General features: G+C 63.1%; 13 protein-coding genes. 12 read left to right on the top strand and 1 reads right to left on the bottom strand.

The genetic code is table 11. The annotated features are described in order from the left end of the window. Nucleotides 1-12 precede the first annotated feature (12 nt). Nucleotides 13-903 (top strand): glucose-1-phosphate thymidylyltransferase RfbA, encoded by an 891-nt coding sequence (rfbA, locus tag DZC73_RS27440; RefSeq protein WP_124543572.1) that lies wholly within the window; start codon nucleotides 13-15, stop codon nucleotides 901-903. Next, nucleotides 903-1,442, top strand: coding sequence for a dTDP-4-dehydrorhamnose 3,5-epimerase (gene rfbC, locus DZC73_RS27435; protein WP_133309068.1), 540 nt, complete (start codon nucleotides 903-905; stop codon nucleotides 1,440-1,442). Before rfbA ends, rfbC begins: the two co-directional genes overlap by 1 nt. 35 nt (nucleotides 1,443-1,477) lie before the next feature. Here rfbC and DZC73_RS27430 read toward each other — a convergent pair whose 3' ends face one another. Next, nucleotides 1,478-2,569, bottom strand: coding sequence for an MraY family glycosyltransferase (locus tag DZC73_RS27430; RefSeq protein WP_124543571.1), 1,092 nt, complete (start codon nucleotides 2,567-2,569; stop codon nucleotides 1,478-1,480). 115 nt (nucleotides 2,570-2,684) lie between these two features. On the opposite strand from DZC73_RS27430, the gene DZC73_RS27425 reads away from it, so the two are divergent. Genes DZC73_RS27425 through DZC73_RS27380 form a run of 10 tightly spaced genes read left to right on the top strand, consistent with a single transcriptional unit; the run spans nucleotide 2,685 to nucleotide 12,204 of the window. Further along, nucleotides 2,685-3,095 carry a MarR family EPS-associated transcriptional regulator gene (locus tag DZC73_RS27425; protein ID WP_235835312.1) on the top strand — a complete coding sequence of 137 codons (411 nt, stop codon included), beginning with the start codon at nucleotides 2,685-2,687 and terminating at the stop codon, nucleotides 3,093-3,095. A gap of 20 nt (nucleotides 3,096-3,115) precedes the next feature. After that, nucleotides 3,116-4,126 carry an NAD-dependent 4,6-dehydratase LegB gene (locus DZC73_RS27420; RefSeq protein WP_124543570.1) on the top strand — a complete coding sequence of 337 codons (1,011 nt, stop codon included), beginning with the start codon at nucleotides 3,116-3,118 and terminating at the stop codon, nucleotides 4,124-4,126. 8 nt (nucleotides 4,127-4,134) lie between these two features. Beyond that, nucleotides 4,135-5,319, top strand: coding sequence for a LegC family aminotransferase (locus tag DZC73_RS27415; RefSeq protein ID WP_124543569.1), 1,185 nt, complete (start codon nucleotides 4,135-4,137; stop codon nucleotides 5,317-5,319). Nucleotides 5,320-5,321: 2 nt separating this feature from the next. Beyond that, nucleotides 5,322-6,476: a UDP-N-acetylglucosamine 2-epimerase gene (neuC, locus tag DZC73_RS27410; RefSeq protein WP_124543568.1), complete on the top strand. Its 1,155-nt coding sequence runs from the start codon at nucleotides 5,322-5,324 to the stop codon at nucleotides 6,474-6,476. Nucleotides 6,477-6,486: 10 nt separating this feature from the next. Then, nucleotides 6,487-7,563 (top strand): N-acetylneuraminate synthase, encoded by a 1,077-nt coding sequence (neuB, locus tag DZC73_RS27405; RefSeq protein WP_124543567.1) that lies wholly within the window; start codon nucleotides 6,487-6,489, stop codon nucleotides 7,561-7,563. Next, a complete protein-coding gene (locus DZC73_RS27400; RefSeq protein WP_161974768.1) occupies nucleotides 7,560-8,222 on the top strand; it encodes an acetyltransferase in 663 nt (220 codons plus the stop codon). Before neuB ends, DZC73_RS27400 begins: the two co-directional genes overlap by 4 nt. Next, the gene (locus DZC73_RS27395) at nucleotides 8,219-9,268 is read left to right on the top strand and encodes a nucleotidyltransferase family protein (RefSeq protein ID WP_124543565.1); all 1,050 of its coding nucleotides are present in this window, start codon (nucleotides 8,219-8,221) and stop codon (nucleotides 9,266-9,268) included. Before DZC73_RS27400 ends, DZC73_RS27395 begins: the two co-directional genes overlap by 4 nt. Next, nucleotides 9,265-9,999 carry an acylneuraminate cytidylyltransferase family protein gene (locus DZC73_RS27390; protein WP_124543564.1) on the top strand — a complete coding sequence of 245 codons (735 nt, stop codon included), beginning with the start codon at nucleotides 9,265-9,267 and terminating at the stop codon, nucleotides 9,997-9,999. Before DZC73_RS27395 ends, DZC73_RS27390 begins: the two co-directional genes overlap by 4 nt. Further along, nucleotides 9,992-11,413, top strand: coding sequence for a glutamate-1-semialdehyde 2,1-aminomutase (locus DZC73_RS27385; RefSeq protein ID WP_124543563.1), 1,422 nt, complete (start codon nucleotides 9,992-9,994; stop codon nucleotides 11,411-11,413). The genes DZC73_RS27390 and DZC73_RS27385 overlap by 8 nt, the downstream gene beginning before the upstream one ends. A 2-nt stretch (nucleotides 11,414-11,415) precedes the next feature. After that, nucleotides 11,416-12,204, top strand: coding sequence for an oxidoreductase (locus DZC73_RS27380; protein ID WP_124543562.1), 789 nt, complete (start codon nucleotides 11,416-11,418; stop codon nucleotides 12,202-12,204). The last annotated feature ends 5 nt before the right edge of the window (nucleotides 12,205-12,209 follow it).

Below are 12,209 nucleotides of genomic sequence, written 5' to 3'. Positions count from 1 at the left end.
CCAGGGCACATCATGAGCACCAAACAACGCAAGGGAATCATCCTCGCCGGCGGTTCCGGGACACGTCTGCATCCCGCGACGCTGGCCATGAGCAAGCAGTTGCTGCCGGTGTACGACAAGCCGATGGTCTATTACCCGCTCTCTACGCTGATGCTCTCGGGCATCCGCGACATCCTTCTCATCAGCACGCCACAGGACACCCCGCGCTTCGAGGCGCTGCTGGGCGATGGCTCGAAGTGGGGCATCAACATCGAATACTGCGTGCAGCCTAGCCCGGACGGACTCGCGCAGGCCTTCATCCTCGGCCGCCGGTTCGTCGATGGCGCGCCCAGTGCGCTGGTCCTTGGTGACAACATCTTCTACGGACATGACTTCCAAGGGTTGCTGCATGCAGCCACGTCGCGCGACGAAGGAGCCTCCGTATTCGCATACCACGTCCACGACCCGGAACGGTACGGCGTGGTCGAGTTCGATGCCGGCAAGCGAGCCTTGAGCATTGAGGAAAAGCCCAAGGCTCCGAAAAGCAACTACGCCGTCACCGGGCTGTACTTCTACGACAGCCAGGTCTGCGACATCGCCGCCGAGATTAAGCCTTCGGCCCGCGGCGAACTGGAAATCACCGACGTGAACGCGCGCTACCTCGCCCAGCAGCAGTTGAATGTCGAGATCATGGGACGCGGCTATGCGTGGCTGGACACGGGCACGCACGACAGCCTGCTCGAAGCGGGCCAGTTCATTGCCACGTTGGAGAAACGTCAGGGCTTGAAGGTCGCCTGCCCCGAGGAAATCGCGTACCGCGCCGGCTGGATCAATCGCGAACAACTGGAAGCCATGGCCAGGCCCATGCTCAAGAACGGCTACGGGGCCTACCTGATGCAGATCGTCAACAGCCAGGTGTTCTGATGAAAGTCACGCGCACCCAGATCGATGGTGTCATGCTGCTGGAGCCACGGGCCTTCGGTGATGCACGCGGCTTCTTCATGGAAAGCTTCAACGAGAAGACTTTCTTCGAGGCGACCGGACAGCATCTGCATTTTGTGCAGGACAACCACTCACGCTCCGCCCGCGGCGTACTGCGCGGCCTGCACTACCAACGTGAGCCGCACGCCCAGGGCAAACTGGTGAGGGTGGTGAGCGGCGGCGTGTTCGACGTCGCAGTGGACATCCGGCGCGACAGCCCCACGTACGGCCGATGGGTCGGTGTGGAACTCACGGCCGACAATCACCGGCAGCTGTGGATTCCGCCCGGCCTGGCGCACGGCTTCCTGGTGACCACAGATTCGGCAGACTTCCTGTACAAGACCACGGACTACTACGCTCCTCAGGCAGAGGGCTGTATCCGATGGGACGACCCGGACCTCGCCATCGAGTGGCCGTTGGCCGGGATGGAGCCATCACTCTCGGCAAAGGACCTGGCTGGCGGTTACCTGCGCGACCTCTGATCGCTTCGTCCAACGGGCGCGTGGGCGGGACACGGTCAACGCCTCACGATCATCCAGCGGGGCACCTTGAACTTGACGATACGTCCGTAGAGCACGGTGTACGTTCCTGCGAACAGCACGATGAACAGCGCCAGCAGATGAGAGTTGTTCCAGAAGAACAGCGCCGGTACGACCGACATCATGCACAACATCCACAGATAAGGTGCCGTCAGCGAGTTGCGCTTCGTGAGCACCTTGGCGTTGCGGTTGCCCACAGCCCAGCGCATGAGGCGCCGGTAGATCAGGCTGTGCAGGTGCACGCCGTCGGGCATGCCGATGGGCCGGCCACGGACGAATCGACGACGGTAGATGGAGAAGACCGTCTCGAAGATGGGATAGATGCACATCAGCAACGGGCACAGTGGTGACACCTGCGGATTTCGGTGGATCAGCAGCAGCGACAGTTCGGCCACCAGAAATCCCAAGAAGTAGGCGCCACCGTCGCCCAGGAAGATAAGGCCTGCAGGGAAGTTCCAGATAAAGAACCCAAGCACCGCGCCGACTCCACCAAGCGCCCACCAAGCCAGCATGGGATCCTTGGCTTGGAACGCCACGTAGGCCAGGCCGCCCAGCATGAGGACGACACACATGCCGGCCAGGCCGTTGAAGCCGTCAATGATGTTGATGGCATTGGCCACACCCGCGACCGCAAACACCGTCAGGATCATGGCCGCTGGCGTGAAGGTGATGATCCAGTCGACACCCGGGATGTCGGTGCGCCGGATGACAGCGTCAAGCAGCCAGCCGGCCAACGCCGCCGAAACCGCCGTGAAGAACAGCCGCCGCCTCGGGCTCTGGGTCTTGGTGAGATCCTCGGCCAGCCCTGCGAGGAACGCCGGCATGCCTGCAAGCATGATGAGTGGTCCGCCGACCGCCTCGGCACCCATCCGCAGCCACAGGACGAGGATGCTGGCAGATACCCCCAGAACGATCCCAAGGCCGCCGATTCTCGGCACCGGGCGTGCATGGAATTTTTGGGGGCCGCTCATGTCGTTGTCGCCCGACAGGTGACCGTGGGCATTGGCAAACCGGACAACGACGAAGGTGATCAGCGTGGAAACAAGAAATCCGCAGAACAAGACAAGCATTGCGGAAGTGTAAGCCCCCGCACCGCGACGGACGGACGGCCCGCAGTCCGATGAACCGCATCGGTGCACTGCGCACCACCCAACCGCAGCCTTGCTACACTAGTGCGTTCACGGCATGAACAAACCCCACCCCGATCCCATGAATCCAGCCGGCAATCTGGACGCTGCGGTATCCCACGCGGACGATGCGTCGGCGCTGGATGCCTTGCGCCTGCTGCAGGAGCGGCCAGAACTCAGTCAGCGCGAATTGTCGCGCCAACTGGGTCTCAGCCTGGGTAAAACGCACTATCTGCTCCATGCACTGCTGGATAAGGGGCTGCTGAAGGTCAAGAACTTCCGGCAGGCCGACAACAAGATGGCATATGCCTACCTGCTGACACCCAAGGGCATCCGCGCCAAAGTAGCGTTGACCCGATCCTTCCTCGCACGCAAGGAAGCCGAGTTCGAGCAACTGCAAGCGACCATCGCCAGGCTGCGCCAGGAGGTGCAGCACGACCACACCCCGCATACGGGGCCCGATCACTGATTCCCAACGATCCACACAGCATGCAGCTCAAAGGAAAACGCATCCTCGTCACGGGTGCAGACGGCTTCATCGGCTCCCACCTGACGGAGCATCTTGTGCGCCAGGGCCACAACGTGCGCGCCTTCGTGCTCTACAACAGCTTCAACTCATGGGGCTGGCTTGATGAAAGCGAGGCCGCCATCAAGGACTCGCTGGATGTGTTCGCTGGAGACATCCGCGACCCGCATGGCGTGCGCACCGCCATGAAGGACTGCGATGTCGTGCTGCACCTAGCCGCACTAATCGCCATTCCGTATTCCTATCATTCGCCGGACACCTACGTCGACACCAACGTCAAAGGCACCCTGAACGTGGTCCAGGCGGCACGCGACCTGGGCGTGGAGCGTGTGGTTCATACCTCCACCAGCGAGGTCTACGGCACCGCACGCTTCGTCCCCATCACCGAAGAGCATCCATTGCAGGGGCAGTCGCCCTACTCGGCTAGCAAGATCGGTGCGGACCAGATCGCCACCAGTTTCCACCTGTCGTTCGGGACGCCCGTGTCAGTAATCCGCCCATTCAATACCTATGGCCCCCGGCAGTCGGCCCGCGCGGTGATCCCGACCATCATCACGCAGATTGCCGCGGGCGCACGCGAGATCCGCCTGGGCGCGACGCATCCCACGCGCGACTTCAACTATGTGCAGGACACGGTCCGCGGCTTCCTAGCCGTGGCGCAGAGCGATGCTGCCATCGGCCAGGTGGTGAACGTCGGAAGCAACTACGAGATCTCGATCGGCGACACGGCACGGTTGATCGCGCAATTGATGGACAGCGACGTCGAGATCCTGAGCGACGAGCAGCGCCTGCGCCCTGCCGGCAGCGAAGTGGAGCGTCTGTGGGCCGACAACAGCCGCGCCAAGGCGCTCACAGGCTGGGTGCCTGAGTACGGCAGCCCCGACGGCTTTGCGCGCGGGCTGGCAGAAACCATCGATTGGTTTCGCGATCCCCGCAACTTGGGCCGCTACAAGGCCGGCCGCTACAACATCTGAGGCCCGTCATGAGCAACACGACGAATGGATCCGCGGCGCCGACCGCTGTGCTGGACGCGGTGCGCAGCGTGCTGGGAACGCCGACGGGGACCATCGCCCTGCACGAGCCGGAGTTCGCGGGCCAGGAGTGGACCTACGTCAAGGAGTGCATCGACACCGGCTGGGTTTCGTCGGTGGGCTCCTATGTCGACCGCTTCGAGCGTGACTTGGCGGAAGTCACCGGTACCGCCCATGCCGTCGCCACCTCGAACGGAACCTCCGCGCTGCACACCTGCCTGCTGTTGGCAGGCGTGCAGCCAGGTGACGAGGTGCTCATTCCTGCGCTGACGTTCATCGCCACGGCCAACGCCGTGTCCTATGCCTCGGCCACGCCGCACTTCGTCGAGTCCGAGTCCACCTCCCTCGGTGTCGATGCCCGGGCACTGGACGACTACCTGACCGAGATCGCCGACAGTCGCGATGGCGAGTCATTCAATCGCCGCACTGGAGCGCGAATCCGCGCACTCGTGGTCATGCATGTGTTCGGCCATCCCTGCGACTTGGACGCGTTGGCTGAACTGGCGAGCCGCTGGCACCTCGTCCTGATCGAGGACGCGGCCGAGTCGCTGGGTTCCACCTACCACGGCCGCCACACGGGCAATGTGGGCATCGTGTCCGCCTTGAGCTTCAATGGCAACAAGCTGGTTACCACCGGCGGCGGTGGTGCCGTGCTGACCAACGATCCGGCGCTGGGCAAGCGGGCCAAGCACCTCACCACGACTGCACGCGTGCCCCACCGCTGGAACTTCATCCACGACGAGGTGGGATACAACTACCGGCTGCCCAATCTCAACGCTGCGCTGGGCTGCGCGCAGCTTGAGCGCCTGGGTTCATTCGTGGAGCGCAAGCGTCGACTTGCCTCGCGCTACGAAACCGCATTCGAGAACGTCGCCGCAGCACGCTTCCTGCGCGAGCCAGCGGGCACCAGCAGCAACTTCTGGCTCAACGCCATCGTGCTCGACGAAAGTCTGGCGCCGCGTCGCGACGAAGTGCTGGCGATGCTCAACGACGCCGGCTACATGTCGCGCCCGATCTGGACGCTGATGCATCGGCTGCCGATGTATGCCGCATGCCCCCGCATGCCGCTGCCGATGGCCGAGTCGCTCGAAGCCCGGATCATCAACCTGCCCAGCAGCCCTCGCCTGGCCGACTGAAGATGACCCGCAAGCGCATCTGCGTCGTCACTGGTAGCAGGGCCGAGTACGGCCTCCTGTACTGGATCATCCACGACCTTCGCGAGGCAGCGGAGGTCGAGCTCCAACTGGTGGCCACCGGGATGCATCTGTCGCCGGAGTTCGGCATGACGGTGCGCCAGATCGAGGCCGACGGCTTCAAGGTCGACAAGCGGGTCGACATGCTCCTGTCCAGCGATACCTCCGGTGGCGTGGCCAAGTCTGTAGGCCTGGGGGTGATCGGGATGTCCGATGCCCTCGAGTCCCTGATGCCCGATGTGGTGCTGGTCCTGGGCGACCGATTCGAAATCCTCGCCGCCGCCCAAGCCTGCCTGATTCACAAGATTCCGCTGGCGCACATCGCCGGTGGGGACGTGACCGAAGGTGCTTTCGACGAATCCATCCGTCATGCCATCACGAAGATGTCTCATGTGCACTTTGTGACGAACGAAGACGCGGCGCACCGCGTACGGCAGATGGGCGAAGACCCGAAGCGAGTGCACGTGGTGGGCAGCCCCGGACTCGATCATCTGCGCCGCCGCCCCTTGCTCGACCGCACCGAGCTTGAGGGCGCATTGGGTACCTCCCTTGGGCCACGCAACCTGCTAGTCACCTTCCACCCGGTCACCCTGTCCGAAGATGACGGCGTCGGCGAATTCGACGAGTTGCTGCGCGCACTGTCGGACACGGACCCGTCGACCACCATCTGGTTCACCCGGCCGAACGCGGACACCGGCGGCCGACGCATTTCAAATCGGCTCGACCAATGGGCAGCCACACAAGGCGATCGCGTGAAAGTGCACACGTCACTGGGCCAACTGCGCTACCTCAGCCTGATGGCGCAGGCCGATGCAGTGGTCGGCAATTCATCGAGCGGCCTGTACGAGGCTCCGTCACTGAAGGTTCCGACCGTGAATATCGGCGACCGCCAGGGCGGCCGGCTCAGCGCTGCGTCCGTCATCCATTGCGAGCCCCGACACGACGCCATCAGTGCAGCACTGCGTCAGGCACTCGCGCTTGACTGCTCCGCCACTACGAACCCGTACGGCGACGGACACACCGCACCGCGCGTTGTCCAGGCACTCATCGACTTGCCTGCGTCTGCCTTGCTGCTTCGCAAACCATTCCACCTTGTCTGAGGCTCTCCTCATGCCCAAGCGCACCCTCTTCATTGCCGAAGCTGGCGTCAACCACAACGGGTCGTTGTCGCAAGCCCTGGCGCTGGTGGACGTGGCCGCGGACGCCGGTGCAGATGTCGTCAAGTTCCAGACCTTCAAGGCAACGAATCTGGTGACTGCCAGCGCGCGCAAGGCCGACTACCAGGTCAGCAATACAGGAGAAGCCGGGGGCCAGCTTGAGATGCTGCGCCGGCTCGAGCTGTCGCCGGCCGACCACCTGGCGCTTCTGCAGCGATGCCGCGAGCGGGGAATCCGATTCATGTCCACCGCCTTCGATCCGCAGAGCCTGGACTTCCTCGCGACGCTGGACATGCCAGCCATCAAGATCCCGTCGGGCGACATCACCCATGCACCAATGGCCCTGCAGGCGGCACGGCTGCGCCGGCCACTCATCGTCTCGACCGGAATGAGCACCTTGGCCGACATCGAGGCCATGCTGGGCGTGCTGGCGTTCGGCTTGACCTGCCAGTCCGCGCCTTCGGGCCGGCGCGATTTCGACGCGGCGCGCTGCAGCCCGCAGGGCGAGGCGGCTTTGCGCGAATTCGTGACGCTGCTGCACTGCACGACGCAGTACCCGGCCCCCCCGGAAGCGGTGAACCTGCTCGCCATGGACACCATGGCGCAGGCCTTCAACCTCCCAGTTGGCTATTCGGACCACACCATCGGCATCGAAGTCTCGATCGCCGCCGTAGCGCGGGGGGCCACGGTGATCGAAAAGCATTTCACCCTGGATCGCGCCCTGCCAGGGCCAGACCACGCCGCATCCCTCGAACCTTCAGAGCTGAAGCAACTGGTGGCGGCCATCCGAGTGGTGGAACGGGCGCTGGGCAGCCGGACCAAGGCGCCAGCGCCGGCAGAGCTGGACAACCGCAGCGTGGCACGGCGCAGCATCGTCGCAGCTCGTCCGCTATCGCGTGGCGAGGTGCTCACGCTGGACTCGTTGGCCTTCAAGCGGCCTGGCACAGGCCTGCCACCGCTGGAATGCTGGGACCTCATCGGCAAGCCGGCTGCGCGCGACTACGCCGAGGACGACCTGATCCTGCCATGAGCCGCCCAGCGATCATCATCATTGGCGCCGGTGGTCATGCGATCGTCGTGGCCGACGCCTTGCTGTCACAAGGTCGCGAGGTGCTCGGTTTCGTGGACGCTAACCAGGCTCTCCACGGCGGCCGGCTGCTGGGCCTGCCGGTGCTCGGTGACGACTCTGCACTCGCCACTCACGCGGGCGATTCAGTGGAGCTGGCCAACGGAATCGGCGGTACTGGCACCTTGGGCAGCGTGGTTCGAGGTACCATCCGCCGCGCCGTGCAGGAGCGCCTGGAAACGCAAGGATGGCGCTTCGCGCCGGTCCTGCACCCCCGCGCCGTTGTTTCGCCCTATGCGACCATCGAGCCGGGCTCGCAGGTCCTGGCAGGCGCCGTGGTCCAGGCGATGTCGCATGTCGGACGGGGCGCCATCGTCAATACCGGCGCCATCGTGGAGCATCACTGCGAGGTCGGTGCCTTCGTCCACCTCGCGCCGGGGTGCACGCTGTGCGGCAACGTGTGCATCGGCGAAGAAGCCCACATCGGCGCAGGCGCGGTCGTGCGCCAGGGTGTGCGTATCGCTTCGCGGGTCGTGGTTGCGATGGGCGCCGCCGTGACCCGCACCGTGGAGAGTGGAGCAGTCGCCGGCGTGCCGGCGCGGCCCTTCGGAATGTCGTCATGAAACTTTGGGAACAGGTCCTTGTCGGGCCACAAACGAGCTTGCGCGACGCGCTGGCGGTCATCGACCGGACCGGCAGCCACATGGCGCTGGTCGTCGATGCCGATCGCCGGCTGATGGGCACACTGAGTGATGGCGATATCCGCCGTGCTCTGTTGCGCGGTATCGAGCTGGTGGACTCCGTGACGCGTGCCATGCACAAGACGCCCGTATGTGCACGCACGACCGACGACACGACGGCCATCCTGTCCACCATGCGGCGCAGGGGGCTGCACCAGATGCCGGTGCTGGACCCGCGCGGACGGGTGGTCGGTCTGCAGACGTACGTCGACTTCTTCGACACCCCCCGCCGCACCAACTGGGTGGTGATCATGGCAGGCGGTCTGGGCACGCGGCTCGGTGAACTGACTCGCGATACGCCCAAGCCGATGCTGCAGGTGGGATCGCGCCCCTTGCTGGAAACGATCGTCCGGCACATCGCGGGACAGGGGTTCGAGCGCATCTACCTGGCGGTCAACTACAAGGCCGAGCAGATCGAAGCGCACTTTGGCGACGGGTCTGCCATGGGTCTTGATATCCGCTACCTGCGCGAAAACCAGCGCATGGGAACCGCCGGCGCGCTCAGCCTTTTGCCGGAAGTACCGACCGACCCCATCATCGTCACCAATGCCGACCTGCTGACCAAGGAGGATTTCGGCCACATGGTGGACCGACACGTCGAACTCGGAGCCGACGCCACGATGGCCGTGCGTCCCTACGAGATGCAGGTTCCGTTCGGGGTGGTCCGAGAGTCGGACGGCCGCATCGAAGCCATCGAGGAGAAGCCGATGCAGCGCTTCGTGGTGAACGCGGGCATCTACGTGCTCTCGCCGCAGAGTCTGCAGCTGGTACCCCGCGACTGCTTCTTCGACATGCCTTCCCTGTTCGAAGCCCTCGCGCTTCGCGGTATGCACGCACGCTGCCATCACATCAATGGCTATTGGATGGACATTGGCCGCCTGTCCGACTACGAACGCGCCAACACGGAATTCAACGAGGTATTCAGATGATCGACGGCAAACGAGTGCTCGCGTTGGTTCCTGCGCGACGCGGATCCAAAGGTCTGCCGATGAAAAACATCCGCCTGCTGCACGGAAAGCCACTGCTTGCCTGGCCCATCGAGGCCGCCAGCGGCTCGACCCTCGTGGACCGCGTCGTGATCAGCACGGAGGATCCGGAATTTGCCGCCATCGCACAAAGGGCAGGCGCAGATGCGCCTTTCCTGCGCCCCGCTGAACTGGCGAACGACACGGCACCCAGCATCGGGTTCATTCTTCACGCCTTGGACACACTCGAAGCCGCCGGCGACGCATACGACTATCTGGTCCTTTTGGAGCCAACCTCGCCGCTGACTGAGACCAGCGATGTGGACGCGGCCTTGCGCCAATTGCATGCCCGCCGAAACGAAGCAGACGCCATCGTGGGCGTCAGTGCGCTGGTCAGTACGCATCCGGCATTCGCAGTCCGTGAAAACCCTGACGGATTGATTGAACCTTTTTCAGCGCCCACCTTTGGGCAACTCCCGCGGCGACAAGACATCGAGCCGCTCTACGCTCTGGACGGAAGCCTCTATATATCCGACGTGGACACCATCCGGCGGGAAAAAGGCTTTTGCCACCAACGGACCCTTCCCTATGTGACACCGCGCTTCAAGTCTTTCGAAGTGGATGACTTGGTGGACTTCATTTGCATTGAGGCCCTGTTGGCGCAGCGTGAGCTTGTCTCCGCAACGAATGCCTGAGCAACGCCCAAAAACCAGCTTCCTACACAGCGAGGACCAGTTGAAAAACCCTTCACCAGAGAACACCTCGGACAACTCCACCAAGGGCAGTGTTGTCGACAGCTCGGATTTCAGCCGTCGGCTCAATGCCGTCATCCCCGGTGGTGCGCACACGTATTCGAGGGGCGATGACCAATTCCCTTCCAATGCGCCACAGATCTTGCAAGGAGGCAAGGGTTCCAACGTCTGGTCACCGGATGGTCGCCGATTCATTGACTACGGCATGGCACTGCGTGCCGTGTCCATCGGCTACGCAGAACCCGAGATCAACGCTGCCGCCGTACGCGGCATGGAGCTGGGCAACAGCCTCACCCGTGCCTCAATGATTGAATTGGAAGCTGCAGAAAGGCTCGTTTCCCTGGTCGACTCGGTGGACATGGTGAAGTTCACCAAGAACGGCTCGACGGCCACATCTGCGGCCGTCAAGCTGGCACGTGCCTACACAGGCCGCACACTGATCGCGCGCTGCGCGCAACATCCATTCTTCTCATATGACGACTGGTTCATCGGGTCCACCCCGATCACCAGAGGCATCCCGACCGAAACGATCGAGCAAACCAAGACATTTGCCTACAACGACATCGCGTCGCTGGAACGTCTGGTCAGCCAGTACCCCGATCAGATCGCCTGCGTGATCCTTGAACCGGTTGCGTCCGAGACCCCTGCGACCGATGCCGGGCAAGGCACCAATTACCTTCAGCAGGTTCAGGCACTTTGCCGAACGCACGGCATCGTGTTCATCCTGGATGAGACCATCACCGGGTTCCGTTGGGACATGGGCGGGGCACAGAAGACCTACGGAGTCACGCCGGACATCAGCACTTTCGGCAAGGCCATGGCGAATGGCTTTTCCGTCGCGGCTGTCGCGGGAAAGCGCGAGGTGATGGAACTCGGCGCCATCAATCGCCCCGGCGAGGAGCGACTGTTTCTTCTGTCCACCACACACGGTGCGGAAATGTCTGGGCTTTCGGCGTTCCTTGCCACGATGGATTTCCTGGAGCGGAACCAGGTCATCCCGCATCTGTGGTCGTACGGCGCAAAGCTGATGGAATCATTCAACCGGATCGCTTCCCGCCATGGCGTGGAGCAGCACATCAAGGCCGGTGGACCGGCTGCCAACCCCTACTACCTGACCTTGGATCAGAAGGGCGCGCCCTGGTTTGCGTTGCGCACTCTCTTCGCTCAGGAAATGATCGAACAAGGAATCCTGATGCCCTGGCTGGCATTCTCCTACCGACACGGAGAGGATGAGTTGCGGCGCACGGAACTCGCGCTTGAACGCAGTATGGAAGTCTGCGCCAAGGCCATACGCGAGGGGGTCGACAAGTACCTGCGCGGGCCCGAGATCAAACCCGTGTTTCGACGCTACAACTGATCATGACGACGACTCGAGAGTTGCTGGCCGGCAAAGTCGTGGTTTTGGTCGGCGGAGCTGGACTTCTTGGACGAAGCTTGGCGCAGGCCTGCGCCGAACAAGGCGCAAGCGTGGTGATCGCCGACCTGGATGGATCACGCGCCGCGACCGCGTGCGAGCAAATCCTTCCGCACCTGCACGGTGGTTCGGCGCATGCCGAATCAGTAGACATCACGTCCAAGGAGTCGTTGCAAGCGTTGATCGCCCGTGTGTCCTCCCTGGAAGGTCGTATCGATGCAGTCGTCAATTCTGCTTACCCCCGAAACCCGCGCTACGGCCGCAAGCTGGAGGACGTGGAATATGCCGACTTCTGCGAGAACGTGAACCTGCATCTGGGGGGCTACTTCCTCAGTACGCAGCAGTTCGCGGAGCACTTCAGGCGGCAGGGTCACGGGCAAGTCGTCAACGTCTCTTCCATCTATGGCGTAGTGGCCCCCCGTTTCGAGATCTACGGTGGAACACCGATGACCATGCCTGTGGAGTATGCGGCCATCAAGTCAGCCTTGCTCCACCTGAGCCGGTACTTTATGCGCTACTACAAGGGCACCTCGCTGCGCTTCAACTGCATTTCTCCCGGCGGCATTCTTGACGGGCAACCGCAGGCTTTCACGGAGGCCTACGCGCGCTACAGCCAAAGCCAGGGGATGCTGCTTCCTGAAGACTTCGGTGGCACCTTGGTTTACCTGCTTTCGGACTTCTCCAAATTTGTGAATGGGCAAAACCTGATCGTCGACGACGGTTGGTCGACCTGAAAAAA

It is taken from the genome of Rhizobacter terrae (assembly GCF_003852895.1).
In the GTDB taxonomy this organism is placed as follows: Bacteria; Pseudomonadota; Gammaproteobacteria; order Burkholderiales; family Burkholderiaceae_C; genus Albitalea; species Albitalea terrae.
The sequence above is the reverse complement of the archived record's forward strand: the minus strand, read 5'-3'. Positions and strand labels throughout refer to the sequence as shown.